This is a genomic window from Persicitalea jodogahamensis, from assembly GCF_014651615.1.
Classification (GTDB): Bacteria; Bacteroidota; Bacteroidia; order Cytophagales; family Spirosomataceae; genus Persicitalea; species Persicitalea jodogahamensis.
This window is the reverse complement of record NZ_BMXF01000008.1, coordinates 1-19,046: the sequence shown is the minus strand read 5'-3', so window position 1 is coordinate 19,046 and position 19,046 is coordinate 1. Positions and strand designations below refer to the sequence as shown.

The 19,046-nt window shown below is 51.0% G+C and carries 28 protein-coding genes; 6 read left to right on the top strand and 22 right to left on the bottom strand.

Annotated features, from left to right (window positions below; genetic code table 11):
* Positions 1-51 precede the first annotated feature (51 nt).
* Positions 52-2,073 carry a type IV secretory system conjugative DNA transfer family protein gene (locus tag IE117_RS24820; protein ID WP_189568608.1) on the top strand — a complete coding sequence of 674 codons (2,022 nt, stop codon included), beginning with the start codon at positions 52-54 and terminating at the stop codon, positions 2,071-2,073.
* Here the strand turns inward: IE117_RS24820 and IE117_RS24815 are convergent.
* The 4 genes from IE117_RS24815 to IE117_RS24800 are packed head-to-tail and all read right to left on the bottom strand — an operon-like array spanning position 2,066 to position 4,990.
* Complete coding sequence (locus tag IE117_RS24815) at positions 2,066-2,626, bottom strand: M23 family metallopeptidase (protein WP_189568605.1); 561 nt, start codon at positions 2,624-2,626, stop codon at positions 2,066-2,068. The genes IE117_RS24820 and IE117_RS24815 overlap by 8 nt on opposite strands.
* Positions 2,623-2,844 (bottom strand): hypothetical protein, encoded by a 222-nt coding sequence (locus tag IE117_RS24810; protein WP_189568602.1) that lies wholly within the window; start codon positions 2,842-2,844, stop codon positions 2,623-2,625. Before IE117_RS24810 ends, IE117_RS24815 begins: the two co-directional genes overlap by 4 nt.
* Complete coding sequence (locus IE117_RS24805; protein ID WP_189568600.1) at positions 2,841-4,634, bottom strand: relaxase/mobilization nuclease domain-containing protein; 1,794 nt, start codon at positions 4,632-4,634, stop codon at positions 2,841-2,843. The genes IE117_RS24810 and IE117_RS24805 overlap by 4 nt, the downstream gene beginning before the upstream one ends.
* Complete coding sequence (locus IE117_RS24800; protein WP_189568597.1) at positions 4,631-4,990, bottom strand: plasmid mobilization protein; 360 nt, start codon at positions 4,988-4,990, stop codon at positions 4,631-4,633. The genes IE117_RS24805 and IE117_RS24800 overlap by 4 nt, the downstream gene beginning before the upstream one ends.
* A 354-nt stretch (positions 4,991-5,344) precedes the next feature.
* On the opposite strand from IE117_RS24800, the gene IE117_RS24795 reads away from it, so the two are divergent.
* From IE117_RS24795 to IE117_RS24785, 3 genes are read left to right on the top strand one after another with little or no spacing between them, the layout of a single operon-like run.
* On the top strand, positions 5,345-5,755 hold the full coding sequence (locus IE117_RS24795) for a hypothetical protein (protein WP_189568596.1): 411 nt from the start codon (positions 5,345-5,347) through the stop codon (positions 5,753-5,755).
* A gap of 59 nt (positions 5,756-5,814) precedes the next feature.
* The gene (locus IE117_RS24790) at positions 5,815-6,570 is read left to right on the top strand and encodes a hypothetical protein (protein WP_189568594.1); all 756 of its coding nucleotides are present in this window, start codon (positions 5,815-5,817) and stop codon (positions 6,568-6,570) included.
* 1 nt (position 6,571) lies between these two features.
* The gene (locus IE117_RS24785) at positions 6,572-7,006 is read left to right on the top strand and encodes a hypothetical protein (RefSeq protein ID WP_189568592.1); all 435 of its coding nucleotides are present in this window, start codon (positions 6,572-6,574) and stop codon (positions 7,004-7,006) included.
* Positions 7,007-7,552: 546 nt separating this feature from the next.
* Here the strand turns inward: IE117_RS24785 and IE117_RS24780 are convergent.
* From IE117_RS24780 to IE117_RS24770, 3 genes are all read right to left on the bottom strand, one after another.
* Complete coding sequence (locus tag IE117_RS24780) at positions 7,553-7,873, bottom strand: hypothetical protein (protein WP_189568590.1); 321 nt, start codon at positions 7,871-7,873, stop codon at positions 7,553-7,555.
* A gap of 5 nt (positions 7,874-7,878) precedes the next feature.
* Positions 7,879-8,529 (bottom strand): AAA family ATPase, encoded by a 651-nt coding sequence (locus IE117_RS24775; RefSeq protein ID WP_189568587.1) that lies wholly within the window; start codon positions 8,527-8,529, stop codon positions 7,879-7,881.
* Between the two features lie 349 nt (positions 8,530-8,878).
* A complete protein-coding gene (locus IE117_RS24770; RefSeq protein ID WP_189568585.1) occupies positions 8,879-9,319 on the bottom strand; it encodes a hypothetical protein in 441 nt (146 codons plus the stop codon).
* Between the two features lie 631 nt (positions 9,320-9,950).
* Here IE117_RS24770 and IE117_RS24765 point away from each other — a divergent pair.
* The gene (locus tag IE117_RS24765; RefSeq protein WP_229581457.1) at positions 9,951-11,090 is read left to right on the top strand and encodes a replication initiation protein; all 1,140 of its coding nucleotides are present in this window, start codon (positions 9,951-9,953) and stop codon (positions 11,088-11,090) included.
* 76 nt (positions 11,091-11,166) lie between these two features.
* On the opposite strand, the gene IE117_RS24760 is transcribed toward IE117_RS24765, so the two are convergent.
* The 10 genes from IE117_RS24760 to IE117_RS24715 form a co-directional block, all read right to left on the bottom strand.
* Positions 11,167-11,400, bottom strand: a complete 234-nt coding sequence (locus IE117_RS24760; RefSeq protein WP_189568582.1) for a hypothetical protein — start codon at positions 11,398-11,400, stop codon at positions 11,167-11,169.
* Positions 11,401-11,644: 244 nt separating this feature from the next.
* The gene (locus IE117_RS24755; protein ID WP_189568579.1) at positions 11,645-12,010 is read right to left on the bottom strand and encodes an HNH endonuclease; all 366 of its coding nucleotides are present in this window, start codon (positions 12,008-12,010) and stop codon (positions 11,645-11,647) included.
* Between the two features lie 272 nt (positions 12,011-12,282).
* Positions 12,283-12,639 (bottom strand): hypothetical protein, encoded by a 357-nt coding sequence (locus IE117_RS24750; RefSeq protein WP_189568576.1) that lies wholly within the window; start codon positions 12,637-12,639, stop codon positions 12,283-12,285.
* 272 nt (positions 12,640-12,911) lie between these two features.
* Entirely contained in the window at positions 12,912-13,592 is a 681-nt protein-coding gene (locus tag IE117_RS24745; protein ID WP_189568573.1) for a PD-(D/E)XK nuclease-like domain-containing protein, read from the bottom strand.
* A 37-nt stretch (positions 13,593-13,629) separates the two neighbouring features.
* A complete protein-coding gene (locus tag IE117_RS24740; protein WP_189568570.1) occupies positions 13,630-13,836 on the bottom strand; it encodes a hypothetical protein in 207 nt (68 codons plus the stop codon).
* A gap of 32 nt (positions 13,837-13,868) precedes the next feature.
* On the bottom strand, positions 13,869-14,057 hold the full coding sequence (locus tag IE117_RS24735; RefSeq protein ID WP_189568567.1) for a hypothetical protein: 189 nt from the start codon (positions 14,055-14,057) through the stop codon (positions 13,869-13,871).
* A 69-nt stretch (positions 14,058-14,126) separates the two neighbouring features.
* Positions 14,127-14,786: a hypothetical protein gene (locus IE117_RS24730; protein WP_189568564.1), complete on the bottom strand. Its 660-nt coding sequence runs from the start codon at positions 14,784-14,786 to the stop codon at positions 14,127-14,129.
* A gap of 148 nt (positions 14,787-14,934) precedes the next feature.
* A complete protein-coding gene (locus IE117_RS24725; protein ID WP_189568561.1) occupies positions 14,935-15,207 on the bottom strand; it encodes a hypothetical protein in 273 nt (90 codons plus the stop codon).
* Positions 15,208-15,285: 78 nt separating this feature from the next.
* Positions 15,286-15,519: a hypothetical protein gene (locus tag IE117_RS24720; RefSeq protein WP_189568559.1), complete on the bottom strand. Its 234-nt coding sequence runs from the start codon at positions 15,517-15,519 to the stop codon at positions 15,286-15,288.
* Between the two features lie 394 nt (positions 15,520-15,913).
* Positions 15,914-16,129: a hypothetical protein gene (locus IE117_RS24715; RefSeq protein WP_189568556.1), complete on the bottom strand. Its 216-nt coding sequence runs from the start codon at positions 16,127-16,129 to the stop codon at positions 15,914-15,916.
* A gap of 39 nt (positions 16,130-16,168) precedes the next feature.
* On the opposite strand from IE117_RS24715, the gene IE117_RS24710 reads away from it, so the two are divergent.
* The gene (locus IE117_RS24710; protein WP_189568553.1) at positions 16,169-16,435 is read left to right on the top strand and encodes a hypothetical protein; all 267 of its coding nucleotides are present in this window, start codon (positions 16,169-16,171) and stop codon (positions 16,433-16,435) included.
* A gap of 147 nt (positions 16,436-16,582) precedes the next feature.
* Here IE117_RS24710 and IE117_RS24705 read toward each other — a convergent pair whose 3' ends face one another.
* The 5 genes from IE117_RS24705 to IE117_RS24685 all read right to left on the bottom strand — a co-directional run.
* The gene (locus tag IE117_RS24705; protein ID WP_189568550.1) at positions 16,583-16,873 is read right to left on the bottom strand and encodes a hypothetical protein; all 291 of its coding nucleotides are present in this window, start codon (positions 16,871-16,873) and stop codon (positions 16,583-16,585) included.
* Between the two features lie 101 nt (positions 16,874-16,974).
* Entirely contained in the window at positions 16,975-17,250 is a 276-nt protein-coding gene (locus tag IE117_RS26345) for a hypothetical protein (protein WP_229581454.1), read from the bottom strand.
* The gene (locus IE117_RS24695; RefSeq protein WP_189568545.1) at positions 17,247-17,495 is read right to left on the bottom strand and encodes a helix-turn-helix domain-containing protein; all 249 of its coding nucleotides are present in this window, start codon (positions 17,493-17,495) and stop codon (positions 17,247-17,249) included. Before IE117_RS24695 ends, IE117_RS26345 begins: the two co-directional genes overlap by 4 nt.
* 117 nt (positions 17,496-17,612) lie before the next feature.
* Positions 17,613-17,834, bottom strand: coding sequence for a hypothetical protein (locus IE117_RS24690; RefSeq protein ID WP_189568542.1), 222 nt, complete (start codon positions 17,832-17,834; stop codon positions 17,613-17,615).
* 296 nt (positions 17,835-18,130) lie between these two features.
* Positions 18,131-19,046 (bottom strand): ArdC family protein (locus tag IE117_RS24685; protein WP_189568539.1); only part of this gene is annotated, 916 nt, incomplete at its 5' end.

Sequence of the window (19,046 nt, the reverse complement as noted above, 5' to 3'; positions counted from 1 at the left end):
TTTTGCAAATATGATTTCCTTATCTTCGGCAAAAAATTAAACCTTTTTTCAATGGAAACTACCGTAACAACTAAGGAAAAGGAGTACTCTAACCAGATTTACAGCCTGTTACTGTATGTTTCAATTTTCATTATTCTATACAATGCTTATTTTTGTTTTGAGGGTTATTTCCTGAACTCAGTCGGTGTTGGTCTGCGACCGGTGCTCGACTTTGTCGGCAAGCTCAGCCGCGCCCTGGGCGTGAGCCGAACATTCTTCACCGACCATGCCGCCTCTTATCTGCTGCTGGTTCTGGCGATGGCCACGGCGATGGTCTCCCGGCCCAAGGCCAGCACTAGCGCCAGCAAGGCGACGGGGAATAGTATGCTCCTGATTGGAGCGGTACTGATCGTTGGGGCAGCCTATCTGCCCCTGGGTGGTCTGGGTACCGGCGGGTTTCTTACCTTGACAGGCCTTCAGGCTCTGGGCCTTATGGCAGTTATCAACGGTGGGCTGATCTTCGGCTCGATGGTCATTGTTCCCGACGTGGACGTTTTCAATGCGACCAACGAGCAGTTCCCCCAGTTCCAGCAGTTGCTCGAGAACGACCACTCGGTTAACTACAAGACGCTTTTCCAATATGGGGGAAAGTGGAGAGAGGGTTACGTCAATGTACTCAACCCGCAACGCGCCGTGCTGGTCGTTGGCTCGCAGGGCAGCGGTAAAACCTTCACCGTACTCAACCCCGCCATCTGGCAGTCAATCTATAAGGGCTATGCTGCCGTGGTTTACGACGTGAAATTCCCCGATCTGACGCTGGAAGCCTATAACGCCCTGGCCAAGAGCCTGACCAATAACAAGTATGCTTTCGGACGCAAGCAAGACGGCGACAAAGGGCCGATCCTGCCCCAATTCGCACTGATTAATTTTGACGAGCCAGGCGTGAGCGCTCGTTGCAATCCGATCGGGCCGGAGTACATCAAGAACATTGACGAGGCCAGCGAAACGGCCAAGCTGCTGCTGCTGAACCTGAACCGCACCTGGATCAGTAAGGAGGGGGATTTTTTCGCCGATTCGGCCATCAACTACCTCACGCTGATTATGTGGTATATGCGCCTGGTGGAGAAGAAGTATGTTGCCCGGCTGGGGGGCAAGGCAATCTGCACCCTACCTCACTGCATCGAGTTCATCGCGCAAAACCCCAACACGGTCATCGACATTGTCGCAGGTTATCCCGAGTTGGATGCCTATTCGGCTATTTTCAAAGTCGCCCGGGAGAACAAAGCGGGCGAACAGTTGGCCGGGCAGGTCGCCAGTTGCCAAAACGCTTTGGCCAGGCTGGCTTCGCCCAATATCTACTGGACAATGACCGGAAACGACATCGACCTCGATGTCAACAACCCCCGGCGACCCAAGGTGCTGTGCCTGGCCAACAACCCTCTGCGGCTGACGGTCTATGGCGCAGCCCTATCGGTCTATACTTCCACGATCATGCGCTCTATCTATAAGTATAAGGAAAGCGGGGTGAAATCGGCCTTCTTTATTGACGAGCTTCCGACAATGTATTTGAAGGGTCTTGACAGCTTTATCGCCACCGTCCGGTCGTACAAAGTGGCGACCTGGCTGGGCATCCAGGACATGGAACAACTGACGAAGGATTATGGCCGCGACCAGGCCAAGGTGATCCTTAATACTTGCGGCACGATTTTCAGCGGCGCAGTCAACTCCGACAGCGCCGAAACCCTCAGCAAGATGTTTGGCAAGACCCAGCAGGGGACTGTTTCAACCTCATTCCAGAAAAGCGAAGTGAATGTCTCGGAGAGCAGCCGCATGGAGCAACTGGTACCTGCTTCGAAGATTGCCACGCTGAGCCAGGGCTTCTTTGTCGGTAAAGTCGCCGATAACTACGGGGAGGAGGTCAGTCAGAAACTCTTTAACGGCTACGTGGCCGTCGAAACCGACGAATTGAAAAAGACCTATAAAGACCTGCCCAGGCGCGAGGTGACCGAGGCGCAGGTCGAGGAGAATTTCTTTGCCATCAAGAAAGACATCGTCGATCTCATACGCTGGGAGCAGGATGGCGAGCTTATCTGAGAGTCGTCTCGGCCTGGCGGTAGAGCAGCAGCAAATAGTCCAGCGGGTCAGCCAACCGCCCGTGCTTGCGGATTTCGTAATGCAGGTGTACCCCTGTGGCCAAGCCCGTTTTTCCGGCCATACCCAGCGGCTGGCTGAGGTTCAGGATTTGGCCGACCCGCACCCAAACTTCAGACAGGTGTCCATAGGTCGTTTCGTAGCCGTTTCCGTGTATAATCTTGACGTAGTTACCCAGCCCTCGGGCGTCGAAACCCGTGCGGCTAACGACTCCCCTAGCGCTGGCCACAACGGGCTGCACCGCGCATCCAATATCCAGCCCGTTGTGTGATCGCATCCGGTGCAAAATGGGATGGTAACGGTTTCCGAACAGGGAGGTTACCATCGTGGCATCATAGGTTTCGAAAGGCACGATGCAGGGGATGCGAAGGGCCTGGGTTGGGTTAGCGGTCAGGATGCGGCCATAAGACGCCACGTCCACCGCCGCACTTTGCCCGGCCACGTTCAACGTGTCGGGGGCGGTGTTGATAGCCAGCCACAGCAGCAGGATACTCATGGCTTGGTCGCAGTTTCGTTGCGCCGACCCTCTGGGTCGAGTACCCGATCCAGTTGCTCCTTAATTAACCCCTGCCGCTTCTTTGGAAAGAACGTAAAGGGTTCCGGCTCGGGCCGTGCGCCTGTGGGATTGTCGGCCCCTTTGAACATATTTACCGAAATCACGTAGGCGGCGAAAACCACCACGCAGCCAATTTGCAGGAATGTCAGAAATGTCATAATCTCATCTTTTTTGATTTGTCCGTACTCAATTTAAGTTTGCCAATTTTCTGCTTGTGGTCGGGCGCACGCCGGCTACCCTGGCGGCGACGGTTACCCTTATACTCCCTGCGGTTCTCTTGGGCCAGATCCTGCTCGTTTGAAATCATGCGCCCGATGTAGCCCTGATCCAGAGCCAACCTCTGGTCTTTTTGATGCTGTTGGTATTCCGGCGAGTCCTTCGAGAAGCTGATCGTACCGTCTTTATTGTACTCGACACCCGCCTTTTTAAGAGCTTCCCTTTGCTTTTCGGCACAGCGGTACTCGCACTCACCTGTTGCCAGAACGGTTTGCCCGTGGCGGTGGGCCTTCCCGACCTCACCCAGCGACTGGCGGATTTCTTCGTACCGCTGCCGCTCGTAATTATCCCGGTTGGCTCCCAACTGTGCATCGAGTGCCTGGTCGCTTATTGCGTATTCCCCCAGCCTAATTCCCTGATCGGGATTTTCATGGTAGTCTATCTCGTCTTTCTGGGCAAGTTCCTTCAAATGCCAGCGGCTAACGGCTTGATTCAGGATGGGCAACCCCGGCATCTCCTCTTGTGTTGATGACGAAGCTGTTTCCGGGCCCATTTCTTCTTTCTGAACCGGCTGAGTGTTTTTCAACTCCAGCGCGGATTGTACCAGCGGTTGCTGCTCGTGGGCCAATTCCGCTTCCAGCCCGGCCAAGCGCTCGGCTGCCGCTTTCAGTTCGGTGGCATTTCTTACTAAAATCTCATCGACTATGCGGTTGCTAACTGTCCTCTCGCCAATGGTCGTTCCCCATTCCTGGTCCCGCTCGTACGCGATTCCCTGCTGAGTGGCCATTCTTTCCACCTCCGTGACGCTGATGGCTATTTGCAGAATGGGTATATCCCGGCGCACCTCTTCCATATATTCGGCGTATCCGTCACGGGCGGGTTTTTCCGTTGGAACTGATGGCTGAGGCGGGGCCTCCAGTATCTCAGAAGCCTGGCCGATTTTGACAGCTTTGTCCTGGGTGACCTTGGTCTTTGACGCTGCGTTTCGATTGGCCTGGAACATAGCATTCAGGTCACTCAATTTGTATTCCTGCTCATCAAGAATAATTCTATCCCCCTTGTCCTCCATCGTCAGTCCTTGTTTCTCGGCCAGCTTCTCCAGATGCCGAAGGTTGCGCGCCTGCGAAAGAATGGGCCGCTCGGCTTGCAGTTCCTTCAAATCATCCATGCCCGCCCGCATGGTTTTAGTGCGGTGGTCTGCCGCAGCGGGTTTCAGATCGCCCACCAGGTGTAGTCCGTGCTTTTGGCTCAGGGCCACAGCCGCCGCCAGGGCGCGGCGGCGCTCGTGGGAATCCTTGTATTTCTTGCCCTCGTTGGTCACCCGGTTAAAAACGATGTGTAGGTGCGGGTTGTCCGTGTCCTGGTGCAGAATGGCTACGTGCTGGGTTTTTTCCAGGCCCAGCAGCTTGACGTATTCGCTGGCTACCTGACGCACCCCCTCTTTATTGCGCAGGGTACGCATATCCTCGGGCGTGAAAGAAAGTACGTGTTCCCCGATGGTCTTGTCTTTTTTGCTGGCCCACTTATAACTTTGGGCCTGGGCGATGAAATCGGCCTTCATCCGCTGCCGCCCGGCCTTGTCGGAATGGTCGTAGGGTACGCGCACGTTCTCGCTGTGCAGGATCACCTCGGCCCGTTTATCGGTAGCCTGGCGCTCTTCCAGCTTTCCCTCGTAGAGGTATTCGACTTTGCCCGACCAGCCGCCCCCTGCCCCCAGTGTCTTTGCGATCATACTTTGTATTTTTTTAAGATCAGGTCTATCTCGTCCATTGCATTCCCAAAGCGCGCCACCAGATTCTTCAACCCTTGGATGTGTGCCTGCCTGGTCAGTTGGTTGAGGTTGTTGGACAGCCGGATGAAGTCCACCCGCTGCGCCTGCGCCTCGACCGTGTGAATGGCTTTGATGAACCCGTTCGTGGTCATATCCCGTGCATAGTCAGGCAAACTCAGGCCCGCACTTTCGGCCTTTTTAACGAGTCCTTCGTACTGCTTGGCGTTGACGTTGAAGGTGACCCTCTCCGTTTTCTTAGCCGTTCCCAGCTTGGGTCGTCCGCCCTTACTCTTGGTTCTTTTCTCAGTTCCTTCCATCCTCCGGTGGGGGTAAAAGGGGGAAACCCCCTTGAAAGATTGGCGCTTGCGCCACGGTTTCGCGTACGCGAAACCACATCTTGCTCTTCGTTCGCCCTCAAACATAACCACTCCTTTCCAACCCACAAAATGGCGGTCTGCGTCATTTCAAGCTAATAATAGGGGCTTTTTTAGTTTGTCGGTTAATGTTCGATTAATAGCCGACTAATGTTTGGAAAAATTGCTCTGTTCCGACTAATGTTCGATTAATGGCCGAAAAAAATTTTTGAGATTTTTTTTATTCACCTTGGGCATCTACATTTGTGACAGTTCATTTTTATACTGTTTTTTTGTGAACTATTCAGTATATGGTCTATGAGAACAATTGAGCAGATAAAAGTACTCCGGGCGCGAGGCAACAGGAAATGGGGAATGGATTTATACCACCACATCACCCCGATGGTCGATCAGTTCCTAAGCATGGAGGAAATAAGCCAAAAGCTGTTAGACGAACACGAACTGGAAATCACAAGCAAGCGGTTGAGATACATTCTTCACTACTACCGCCGCAAGTTGGAGAAAGCTTCTAAGGCGGCTGAACCCTTTGCCTCTGCCACTTTTCCGTTAGCTAGGCCGATTGTACAAAACCAGGAAAATAATCAACAGCCTCCCTCCTCACCCAGTCAGTTCCAACCAGGTAGAAAGCTCATTATCGACGAAGACTTTCGCACCCCCACCCCGAAGCCCCGGCCCATTTTCGGGACAAAAGAGGCATCCAATTCATAGGCCGTGATGCTCCAAGCCAATCAGCTTTTTCTTATCTACCAATCAATCATACAGAAGCAATGTCTAAAAAAGCAAACAAACAGGTTTCCATCTTCCTGCAAGCCAAGGGTGGAGTAGGCAAGAGTTTTATGGGCTATTTCAAAATGCTGACCAGCGAACCTGAAAAAACAGCCGTAGTTCTGCTGGATTCCTCCCAGAAGGCCAATCAAAATGCCGACCGTCACGCCCGTGTTCTTGGCGAGGAAAATGTACATGTGGTTGATATTTACAACGCAGCAGCCGAATATAAGAAAGCCCACTTTTTTACTGTCTTCGAGGGAATCGCTCAGATCGACCGCCCGCTGGTGATCCTCGACATAGGTGCGCCCGAAAGCAACGTGCTTCGTGAAGCCTTGGAAACCGATGAGGAACTAACGGGCGATAACTTGAAATACATTGCCGGGGATCTGGGGCTTGACATGACTTTCAATGTAATCGTCTCCGGGGCCGATGACAATGTCAATGAGAACCTAAACTATTACGTAGCGCTTTCAAATTCACTGGCACATTGCTTCAAAGTCAATATGCTCATCAACGATGTGACCTTTAAGGCAGATAAAGAGAGCGAGGCCTTACGCGCTCGTCTTATCGAGAAGGGGTTGGGCAATGAGTCCAACATTCTTATCGTCGGTAAGTCCGGCCATCGCAATAACGATAATCCGTTTTTGACTATCATGTCGGTGGCCAACGGGGAGACTACTTTGGAGGATGCCCAAAAAAGTATAGCGGCGCGGATTCGCCTGCGTAATATGCTCGAACCCCTGGCCACCGTGTGAAATGGAAAAGAGCAAAGTGGATTTCGCCCGGAAATACGGCATAGCCGAAAGGGACATCGTTCCTGAGTTTATGCCCCTGCTAAATGCCTTTGACAGTGTCAACATCCAGAATGAGCAGATACTCGAAAAGATGAAGGGGAGCATCAACGCCCACCATCATCATTACGAAGGCACTTCCCCGGCCACGGCATTCTTCCTGCGTTGGGGCTGGGGAGTGTACTATTTCGTTCCTCTGGTGCTAATCCTGCTAGGGGTCTTTTTCTACGTCCGTAACACCGAACGCGCCCGGCTTGAAAAGCTGGAACAGGTCGTACATTACGACAAGGAAAAAAAGGCCTATTTCATCGACGCGGCGAACTACGAAGTAGTCAGTTCAATAGGCTTCAAGGGAGTTCAGCTTATTCTACCGGACTCGACGGCTTCCGGCAAAAATTAGGCAGGTTTATGAACCTGTTTCTACAACTGACATAAAGTGTAGAATTAGGTTCAAAAACAGGTGTACTTTTACACCTGTTTTTGAATAGTAACGGCTTGCCCGTTTTTTTTGAGAAACACCCTGTCGATCTGCGGCTTCTTGCTACATAGGCCACATGGTCGGGCTGCTCGGTTAGTGCCTGAGCCATTGGCTCTGTCTAGACAGATGGCATTGCTTCAAACTGCTATTTGCTCCTTTCTCAATTCAGCTTAATGCCAAAATAATGTGTGATCCGCCCAAAGCCCAATTTGAACTTCTCGAAATCGGCAAAATAGTCTTTCAGCGTCGTGGTAGCCAGAAATAGGAATGGATGCCATCCAAATTGACCCGGTCGCATATCCCAACCTGGTGCTGAAAGTTATCACAAGCCAAGCCGGGTTCATTATTGTCAAAATATCGGTATTTGCTAGGTGCAAAAATAGGTCTAAAACCAAGTTTAGAATTGGGTCTAAAATTAGGTGCGAAACTAGGTTTATAAACTAACCTTAAAATAGGTGTAATCCAGCATTAGGATAAACTCTTCTGCTCTCTTTTGATTTTTTCCTCGATGGCTTCTAGTACCCAGTCCTGCAACGAGATGCCTGGCTTTGGGCTTAGGGGCTTTTTGGGCCGTAGATCCCGTAAGCTATTCACTACATTCAAACGATCGGACATAATACGGACGTTGAAATTTTTTACGGTTGGTTGATCTTTCTCGGAACTAAGTCTAGAAGCCACCGCGGTACTACCACGGTTGATGACTTCCTCCATTTTCCGCTCGCTGGCAATATTCAAACTTGGGGCCTGGTCGGTGGCCCCCTTTCTTTTGGGTGGGGGGGTGATGGACATGAGTCTCAGATTTGGGTTTGCATAATATAAGTGAAAAGGCGCTCGGCCTCAGTAGTGGCCTTCTCGTCGGCGGGTGTCATCTCGAAAACCGACAGCCCTTTGCTGGCCGCCGAGGCGAATGCTTTGCGGTTGACAATCGGGAAGTCTATTAAGTTCAATCCCTCGCTTTCCAGCAGAACGCTGGTAGCATCGCTATTGTCTACGCCTCGGGCATCGGCTTTGTTTAGGAATGAATACACGCGCAGCGGCGAGGCCCGGGTACCCTGGATTTCATCCAACAGGGAGAGAACCTTGGAAAGCGTCCATATTTCGTAGCTGCGGGGGGCAAAAGGAATCAGGTACGCGTCAGAAGCAAAAAGAGCCGCACGCTGGCTGGCCGTGTCACGCCCCCCCGTGTCGATGATGATGTGGTCATACTTGGGGCGCAGCTGCTCGACCTGACGGCGCACAGTTGCCCCGTTAAGCTGCACCAGAGTATAGCCGGCTTGGCCGTCGGTTGTTTCATCGCGCCAGGCCGTAAAATCGCTGGCACTCTCCTGCTCGTCTGCATCTACCAGCAAGACATCCGCGCCTTGACTGGCCAGCCAAATTGTCAAATTGGTCGCGATAGTCGTCTTTCCGGTTCCGCCTTTTATGCCCCCTACGGTAAGTATCATATAATTTTTTAGTATATTTTGGGTGTAATTCTACACCTAATTTCAGACCTTTTTCAACACCCAAAAGTAGGTTTATTTATTGGCTTAACAAAACTTTTTAGCACCAAAGTCAAATTGTCTTATGGTAGCGACATGGTAAGAATCAGGCTCGCGCCTCAAATAGGATCTTTTAGTCACGAAGGCAAAGCCGCCATTAATGCACTGTTTAGGGTCTGGAAATAATTTATATATTTGCTCCCGCCCTTGATTTAAATCTTTGGTAGATGAGAATTGTGAGGCGAACCCGACCAGGCAACTGGTCGGGTTTTTGCGTTCAGACCCATAGCTCTCAGTCTTATGTGGGAGATGCCTAAATCATTTGATTCTTCATGGGTAGGGTAGGGGATGCAACCGAACGGGCTGCCAGGCCAAGGTTGGGCGTACGGCGGAGCTTGCTTGGCCAGGGCCAGGTCTTCTTCTCACGCTCGATACAGCGGGCGCACACAAAGCAGCATCGGACATCACGTTGCTGGCTATTCTTGTCCAGGAAAGCGTATAGTTTTATTAAACCGATTTCGCGCGGCTCTCCGAAAACCATCCGACTAAGCATATCGGTAAGCGACTCTGCTGCAAAGACCGTTTTGTTAATGACCCGGTGATCACCCAACCAGGACTCGTCCTCAGCGGGCGGGCCGTACAGGATCAGCAACTCGTTTCCAATGGCAAAGGCTTCGGAATCCAGATCCAGCAGAAATAGATCACCGGGGCGGGCTCCATAAATAGGTGCATGGCGGGGGCATATAACGTCCATGAAAGAGATTTGTATTAGTTGTTAACTTCTTAAATTTAAGTATTTTAAAACAAATAATCGCTCTATTTCATGAACTTTTTTTTCAGTAATTTCACCCCGCTTGGCACAATTGCCAAAGATCCGCATACATGTCTAAAAAATCAAGCGTTATTATAGATAATAACCTAGTAGTCAAAATGTTTACACATACCGAATGTTTTGGTTGTTAAATTTTATAGCGAAAATCATGAAGTTCTACGGAAAGTTGAAGCATATTGCTCGAATAGAAAATAACAAACTGGTAATCAGTATTTTATAACAGAATTAACTATTTTTTTAGTTCACAGCTTTTTTACATTTCTACTTGTCTTGTTTTTGTTTTCTCATTCTCCGCTTCTTTTTTGGATTCATTCCAAATCAAACGCCCCCTAAAAGCTCTTTTTGTACACAAAACTATTATAGTAGGAAAACTAATTATAGTTTATATATATAGGTGCAGAAGGTATTAAAAGGAGTTCCATGGTAACACAATCCAATATTAATAGGAGTTCTGCGGTAGCTCGACCGGGCATTAAAGAGAGCTTTGCGGTAAGTTATTAGGAGATAAAAATCATTACTCCTAATATTGCATTACTCAATAATTGGAATCAATTTGGAACCAGACAACAAAAACACTCTTCCGCCCCTACCCGCAGTTCTGACTTATCAGCCCGAACACCAGCAGGTGGTCAAACAGCATTGGAACGTCACGTTTGCCCGTCAGAAAAAGATGACGCCGATGGCCAAGCGCATCATGGCCTTGGTAATTGACCAGATACGCGACGACGACTTTGAGCTTCGCCCTCACTATCAGTTCAAGATATCCGACCTGGCCAGTAAGTCTGACTTGTCCACGCAGACCTTATACAATTATGTCGAGGCAGCTCTACGCGAACTTGCCAGGGTGACGTGGGAATTTCAGAAGCCCCGAAGTAAGGACTCCAAGAACCCGAAGGATTACGAGTGGTACGTCCGCAACCTGCTGGACACCACCAAAGACGAGCGTGTCGGCTACCAGGACGGCATAGTCACGGTGCTTCTCAATCCGCAGCTTGCCCCTTATTTCATCCAGATCGCCCACTATTCCAAGTTTCAGGTCGAAAGCTATATGCATCTCAGAAGTTGGTACTCGATGCGTTTCTTCGAAATCCTTTCCGCGTTCCGCGATAAGGGCGAATGGTTCGTAAGTATTGATGAATACCGCCAACTAATGGACTGCTGGGAGCAGAAGGACATTTACGACCGGGTCAAAAAGGACAAAAAGGGCAACCCTGTGATGAAATACCCTTCAACCAAAGATTTGATTACCTACACGGTCACCGAGCCGATAGAAGAGTTGAAAGACACCAATTTAGCCTTTGACTACGAGCCTATCTACGAGCAGGGCGGCGGGCGGCGTGGCCGTCCCAGAATAATCGCCCTGAACTTCAAACTGCTCCATCCACAGACTGACGAGTTGCCCTCTGAGTGGCAGAACCACCCAAAAACGGCCCACGCCATTGAGGGGATGAGGCGATTCAAGGTTTCTGACCGCAACCTACGTCTCTACGCCAAAGACATCGGCTCGACGCGCATTCTACAGCTACTCCGCGAGTGGCAGATTAAGGAGGCCTCAGATAAGCGCATCGACGACAGGGCCAAATACTGCAATGCCGTTTTCATACGCGAGGGCAAGGCCGCCCAGGCGCGGGAATACAAACTTTACAATAAGGAAGTGAGCGAGCGGGTGATACGCCCGGTGAATGATCGATAATGATTGCAGCACCCACCCAATCCTTATCGGGCGGCCATCACATAAACCAAGGCCAAGGCACGGCGGATGTTGGCACTCATGCGTTCTGTTTTGCCAGGCTTTCAGCCCAGTAATCAATGCCCAGCATGACCAGCGTTTCGGTCAGCCGCTCGTGTTCCTGATCTGAGAGTGCTTTGTCCTGGCGTACAAGGTTCTTGATGGTGTATGGGTTTAGGCCGGCTGCTTTCTCGATTCCGCGCCAACTTAGTAGCGGCCGCACCCGAGGGTCGCTCAGAAACGCGCGGATGGCCTGTCGGTCGTAGTACTTCATGAGCTTTTTTCATGGCAAAGTTATTGAATCTTTGTAAACCAAATGCCCCGGCAACAATAGCCGGGGCCGTTCCATACTCATTTACCCCGGCCGAAAAACCTGGTAACCTGGCCGGGGTAAAAATTTTAATTTCCCCGAAATCGGGGGAATTAAACCTGGGTTCCTAGTACATTTCCACTCCTTGGCGGGCGGCGGCAAGCACCTCGAAGCACGAGCCGCGCCGGGCAATCATGGCTTTGGCTGCCTATTTGTCGAGCTTGCGTTTGGCACAAGCTGTAACATGGGCCACGACGGCCGACGCCTGGAGACCGTGGTCGAGGTAAGCGGCAGCGGCAGCACTAAATTCCTCCATTGTGCGGTTGCCCCGGCTGCTGTTGCACTTGAGACAACAAGTGACCAAATTGGTTTCCTTGTTTGTGCCGCCTAAGCTGTGGGGCTTGATATGGTCCAGCGTAAGCTGTGCGCCCTCCTCCACCGATACGCCGCAGTATGCGCAGGCCAACCCGTCACGCAGGTAAATGGTTAATCTCTTTTCCTGTCTAATCCAATTCATGCCCTGGTAATTTCCCTGACCTCTACTGGTTTTCTTCGCTTTTTTGTACGTTCCCATTTTCTAAATCTTGGTAGATGAATAACTACCTAAATATAAGGGATTTACGCGAATTAACCAATATTGGTTAGTGCTTTTTTAGTGAATATTTAATGTTTTATTTCTGTTTTTATAAATCTTAAACTCATCGAATTCGATGAATTAGGCTGGTACGAAAATCGCTCTGCTTTACCCTAGAAGCCCCCTTTTTGAGCGTGCGCGAAGCGACGCAGGCCGCAGACGTGCGGTGAGTTTTCTCTTGTGTCAGGGGGATGGAGGAAAGTCCCGCAGGGCTATGTCCGCAGGACGGAGCGAAGCGAACCCGGAAGAGACCGGCCCGCAGGGAGACGCCCTAATCCGGTACCTTTACCCGCCTTCCTTGCAGATACACTTCGAAATCGCCCCGCGTTGCTCTCTTCCAGGCCTGCTGGTACTTCCTCAGCCGTAATCTGTATTCCGACCTCCCAGGGCGCGTTATACTGCGTCTTGCAATCCAAGAAATCCAAGTCAAGCTCTACCGTCTCGATTATTGGTGTCTCATTGGGAAAATTGAGCATCTCGTAGGCAATCGGCATCCGATCATCCATCAGCTTGTAGTAATGCCAGGCATCTCCCTCTTGGTGGCGTTTGAAATAGTAGATTTGGCTCATATTCTATGTTCAAATACTGCGTTTCCTGCAAAAATACAATTAGTTAATCGGTTCTGCGACCAACGCCTTTAATTCCTTCGTACCGGGCCACTCCATCTCACTCAGTTGCTGCTGAGAAACAATCAAGTCGATTCACAATAGCGCAGTTCGGACAGTTCCTCTATTTTTCTCTCAGCAGTAAGAAAAGCCTCACGGATAGCGCGAGCCGGGTCTGTCAAGCCCTTCGGGACAAATATGATGATTCTCTATTTTAGACATGATTGCAAAAAGGCTTAGTGAATGATTTGGGTGCTAGAAAGAAGAATCCTGGGCGACTCTTCCGCTGCCCACGAGGATGGAACGAAAGAGAGACCCTGCCGCTCGCGCAGCGCCCATTGATCGAGCAGGAAGCGGTATTTCTGGCGACCCTGGGCTATGAAATCCGAATCGTCCGCGAAATCGAACCGCCAGACAGAAAAGGGCTTTTGCTTCTGGATGGCCAGAAAACAGAATCGGGGCCGATGTGCGGCCGGGGCGGCGATGGCATCGAGATAGAATGCCGCTTGGCGGTCGTAATCATAGCGCTGGCAGCTTCTTAGAAACTCCTCTCGGCTATGGGCCGACGTTGTTTTCAGGTCGGTTACCAACCGACTTTTATAAACGTTGTCCAGCTTACTTTTTAGTCGCAATCCAGTCGCCACATCGTCCCAGAGCCTTACGCCCTCGTTTTGGGAAAACTGAACGACCCAGCTAAGAAATGGATCGGCACGTGCCGCGCGAACCATTTTCTCGACCTGGGCCATATTTACACCTGGTTCAGGCCCTTCAACCGTGTGCGGCTCGAGAATGTGCTGGTGTACGACCCGTCCCAACTCCAAAGCCTTTTCAGAGAAATTGTCTCGGATATTGAATAGGAAATTATAGAATTCCGAAAGATCGCTGTTGGAGATTCGGGCTAATGAACGATAGTCCATATACGTAAGAATTAAGCCCCAGAAACGGGGGCAGTAATTAGTCTAGTTTGTCGGCGTCGATAGTCTTCTGGCAGTACAGACATTCTACGTACTTAGGATCGTGCGATGACACGAAGCGGTGCAGGCAGGTCTTGCGGCCCTCGCCCCAAAATCCGTATCCGCCCAGCACCTGGCCGCAGTCCACGCAGGTCTGCCCGTAGTTGTCGCCCTGGGTGCGGTCGTGGGGACATCCGTTAATCGTCATGATGTAAGGGTATTTTGCTTTAATTCTTAGGCTCACATGCCGCCACAATCGTAACAGCGCATATACCCGTCCTCGGCTTCATACTCGCCCGCCTCGGATCCGCAATAAGGGCAGGGCTGGGGCAAAATCGCCGCGTCAGCGGCCGCGGGAGGAGCTAGGGCGGTGGTATGGGTCGTCCAGGCGGCGGGCTGCGTGGCGGTGGTGGTTTGGGTTATGAGCATAAAGGCGGAATCTAAGAGGAGAGGTAATGCGGCCCCGCGTTCAAACGCGGGGCCGCTGCTGTTAGCGTTTTAGGCGGCGGCTTGCTCCACCTCACCGAGATCCTCTACATCCCTGGTTTGGTTCCCGGAGATTAGTTGCGCCGTAGCTATCGCGTAGGTATCCGAAAACGTGCGGTACTCCACTCTTGACGTAATGGTGTCGCGGCGAAAAATCGGGTTTTCCTGGGCAAACTTGGTCAGGTGGGCAACCGCCTCAGCGGGGGCGTCCTCGAAATTGAACTTAGCCAAAGCCCACGAGACCTTTGCTTTTTTTCCATCGACCATCTTCTCGGTGACCTTCTTCTCACATGAAATATTGAGAATCACGTCGGAGAGCTTTTTGCCCGCATAATACAGCCGTGGCAAAAGATCCATCAGTTCAGTTACCGAACTATTAGTGAACATAACGCAAGAAAGGCAACCTTCCCCGTCCACAAAGAAAATCTCGGCCCAGTCGTCAATTTTGGGACGCCCGAAAAGTTCGTCTTTGAAAACCCTCCAGGCTATGGGGTGTATCGACAGAGTAGGGCCAATGTCGTCAATCCCGTCGATGTTAAAAATTCCGTTTTGTCCGTTGAAGCGGTACTGTTTCGGGGTGCCTGGGAAATACTTGATTTCCTGCATTTCTCCGGTTTCGGGGTTAGCTGCTTGTGCGGCGATGGCTTTGGCGGTGGTGGTTTTCTTGTTCATAGGAAAAAAGAAAAAATTGGTAGATGAGAAAAAGAAAAAAATAAGTCGGTTTGAGGAGTGCCGGATTCCTTTAACATATTAAATATAAGGTTTTTATCTGAATTAACCAATATTGGTTAATCTTTTTTACCTTATTTTTGTGAAGTTTTCAGGCAGCAAGCTGTGCGTAAATCGCCCTTCCAAATTCGGGGGAAAAATGGTACTTGTGTTCTGCGATAAGGGCGGCGCGAACCTCGGCGTACCGCTCGGGCGTGATACCGTGGTAGCCGCGCTCTTTGAGCCGCTTGAGGTAGTAGCTGACGGGCTGGCTGTAGGTACGGGAAATATTACTCTGGGCATCGGTGGCCGTTATCGTAGTGCGCTCTCCGAGGTCGCGCACTTTCACTACCTTGCTCCTGTCGCTGTTGGTGAAAAAGTCCATAGTTGAAAAATGAAAAAAGTGGTAGATGAGACTTGAAAAAGATCCGGTTTAAGGATTGCTGGATTCCGATTAAATAGCTTAGGCCGCTGCGATCAGGCTATCAAAATAGCTGGCTAACTTGTCTAAAACTTCGGCGTAGGCTTGGGCAAATTCAGCCGCGTCGCTGTCCTGACACGCGAGCGCAACCTGTAATTTTGGGTCGTAAGTGGTGACCTCAATACTAGGGTTGAAGCCATACTTACAAACTATCACCACGCGGTCGCCCACGCGTTTAAAGAATTGCCCTCCTCCTTTGCTCTTGAAAAATTCCATATTTGAAATGTGGTTTTGGTAGATGAGAATGAGAGTTCCTTACTCCCTTATGACCTTACTAAAGTACGAAAATCTTTTGATTCACACAAATTTGTGTGAATATATTTTAGCTTTTTTTCAGGTTTTTTTTCGCAAAAGTTTCCGCTTACGACCTCATAGAACTGAAGCATGCAAGGCCGCATTTCCGAAAAGATAGCCGTGCCTCGCTCCACAAAATTTTTTCGACTTTGAACATGCCTTTTTCTTAATCAGGGGGGTGGGGTGCGGGCCAGGCTTGCGAAAAAAATACTACCGGGCGGCGTACCGCCCCTAGGGTGGAGATTTTTTCCAGCAACCCGAAGGGCATCGGCCTTGCCCGTGCAACGCTCCCCTGATTTCCTTTGCAACGTTCAAATCAAAAAATCTTCAATAGAAAACCATCATCCGATTCTCCTAAAATAGGACGGCCCGCCGCAGCGGTGGGAGGGTCGGGTAAAGCCAAGGCGGTCGGCGACTCGGGGAGCATTGCCGCATCCTGGCAGCGTGAGCTTCCTTTAAGCGAGCGAAGCCCGGATGCGGTCAGGTGGTCGGGCCCGTCCCAGACCTGGGATGGGCGGGCGTTTTTCAGCATGCCGTTCTCAGGTCTTTTTTTGGGACGGATTTTGTCCCGATGCCCTGTCGCGGAGGAGTCGACGGCTGCTGGCGGGGCACGGGCCTGGGCGGGTTGGTGCAAGTCCTTATCTCCTTAAATTGGGTGGGAGCCGGGCAGAACCGGAGCGGCTTCGTGTTTCAAAAAAGACGCAGCGCCCGAAGCCTGGCACAAGGCGAACGAAGCGGCTCGCCGCCCGGAAGCATTTTGCCGGGGCGCAGGGTCGCGGATGTTTTTTTTAATGGGTCGGCGGCAACCGCGCGCGGCTGGGATCGTTGCCCCCTCTAGGCATGGATTCAGGCCGCTTTTTAAAGCGCGGTTATTAGCCGCTGTCCCAACGACTTGCCCCGGTGGCGGGCTGGCTTGGGTGGGATAAAAAATGTCTGCTTTTACGATGGGGTTGGTAAAGGTATTTTAAAAAATTGGAGTTGTCTTTCAGCGGGGCGCATAACCCAGAGAGGTCAGCAGGCCCACCAATGCAAACGGATTGTAAGGCAGAGCGACTTCACCAGTTTCATACGTGACCGTCCCATCATTGTCGATGCATATGCGGCGGTACTCCATGCTATTGACTCGCTCAATCTGCACCTCCGTTCCCTCGATCTGGCAGCACCCAAAAATCTCCTCGCCCCGTACGTTTTCCTGGCCCGTGACGCATTCCCATATCTGACGGCAATGATCTTCACTGTTTTTCAGATCAGTTATTTGTTTTAAAATCTTGCCCATTATTTTGTCTAAAAGTCTAATCTTCAATAGTTTCAACTCATACAAGGCAAGTAATTCACTTAACAAAAGCAACGAAATAACGACCAAAGTCCACCTGTTTTTTAGAATTCAAATGAGGGTTCTTTCTTCTGCATATGTTCGGGCAGCGGGTAGCCCTTACCCGCGCCGGGTTCGAGAATAGTCTTTCCTTGAAGGTCGTTTTGACCAATCATCGTCCCGATCAGCTCGGAGGGTGTGGGATAAAAGTCCTGATTGAACACGTTGTGAATGTTTTTGTAGCGATTTGCCTTAGACGGTTGATGCTGCCCGACCCCGTTTGGGAACCTTATAAAGGTAAGCAAATTGCTTAACATTTCCAGCAAAAAAAGGAATTTCACCCCTCTTTTTTTTGTGATCTGGATAGGTGATCCTCGATAGGGCGAGCGTAGTGAACTGTTGCCAGTTCATGGCCCAGGCAGGCCAATATCTGGCCTGCCCGCTCCTCGGAAATCGTCTGGGTCCCATTCTCTACGCCGCTCAGGTACTGTCGCGAGCAGCCCGACAGATCGCCGAGTGCGGCTTGGGTCATTTTCTTACTTTTCCTTATCTCCTGGATAATCTCTCCCAGTGTTTTAATCTTCATATCAATACCGCAATTTGCTGGGCCAGCTCTTCATCATCGGCCTCGACGATCGTCCGTACGGTTATTGTTAGGTAAGCTGTCATCAGACATTTCATAGGAAATCAGGGACAGATATCGTCAAGTTTCATGCGGCGGGGTGGGAGGGAATTGCAGCCTTTCCAACACTTCGACAAGTCGATCGATTTCCTGCTCAGTTAGCTCAGTGCTGGGGTATCTCTCCAACGAAGTAAGGCGGCGCGGGGGAAGCCCGGCCGCCTTTTCAATACCAAATCGGTTAAGCAGCGGTCGCCGCTGCTCGTCCGCAAAAAAGGCCCGGATGGCTTCGGTCGTCCTTTCCAATGTCACTCAGCGGTTGATGTCTTACAAATCTGTAAAATTCTCCGATCAAAAGCAAAAACACCACTAAGAATAGGACTCTGAAATTCAACTTTCGTTTCTCTCTAGGTGGTCTTTAACTCTTATTGACTCGTAAGCGTTATTCTTTTCCCCTATTGGACGTTTTCGATCCGGGCTAGATTCTGCTTGGATTTGGAAATCTTGTAGCAATTCGTCGCTACGGTGAAAACTGGGGGTTCAGGGGGGTACCCCCTGGCAAAATTTTCCAGGGCGCGGCTTTTCCGCGCCCTGGTGTCCGATTACTCGGCCTCGGCGTACGTTTCGCCAAGAATATATTTGGTGGCTTTGCTGGCCAGGGCAGCGGATTCGAAGAGAAATTTCTTGTCCCCTTTGAATACGCTGAGCCAGTTCTCGAGGTAAGCTGCCGAATTGGTGAGCAGTTCGGGCGTGTCGATCCCGGCCACGGCCGACAGGAAGGACGCGCCCAACTCCGCCGTGAGTTCTTCTTTGCTGTATTCCGCTCCGCCGAAGGTGTTGATCTTACCGCCCGCGCGGTTGAGTCGCTTGGGGTGCCGGGTCGAGTGAACGAGTTCATGAAAGTAAATGTGGTAATACTCCTCGGCCAACTGGAAGCGGTTTTGGTCGGGCATATTGACCACGTCCATGCCAATGCTGTAGGACATTTTTTGCTGATCACGGTGAACCAAGAGTGGGCGGTCGGCGTAGCCCTCCACAATTCTCTCACAGGACGGTATGAGCCGCGCCTCGGTCGGCACTGCCTCGGCTGGCTTTGGGGCGATAAAGGCGGAGTAGTCCAAATCCGTTTCCATGACATTGAAAACGTTATAATAGCGCAGCAAAAACCGCTCTTCCTTTTTGACCTTGCCGGATTCGCTGATTTTCTCGACCTTTTTTTTCTGCCAGTACACCACAGGTAAAGACTTAGCACCTTTCCGAATGCTGCCCCCTAAATCCCGTGCTTGCTTGAAGGTCACAAATAGGGGCAGATTATAAGGGCTGCAACCGAGTATCAGCGCGTTTATCCCCTCGTAAGGCTTTTTGCTGACCATGTTAACGGCGCGGCTGTGCGCGCCCTCGCCGAGGTTTACCGTGAGCCGGGGCTTACTCCACGGCGCGACTCCCTGGGCAATTTGATCACAAATCAGATCGGTGATGGTTTGGAAGAGGTCGAAAGACGGTTTTTTGTTTTTTTTT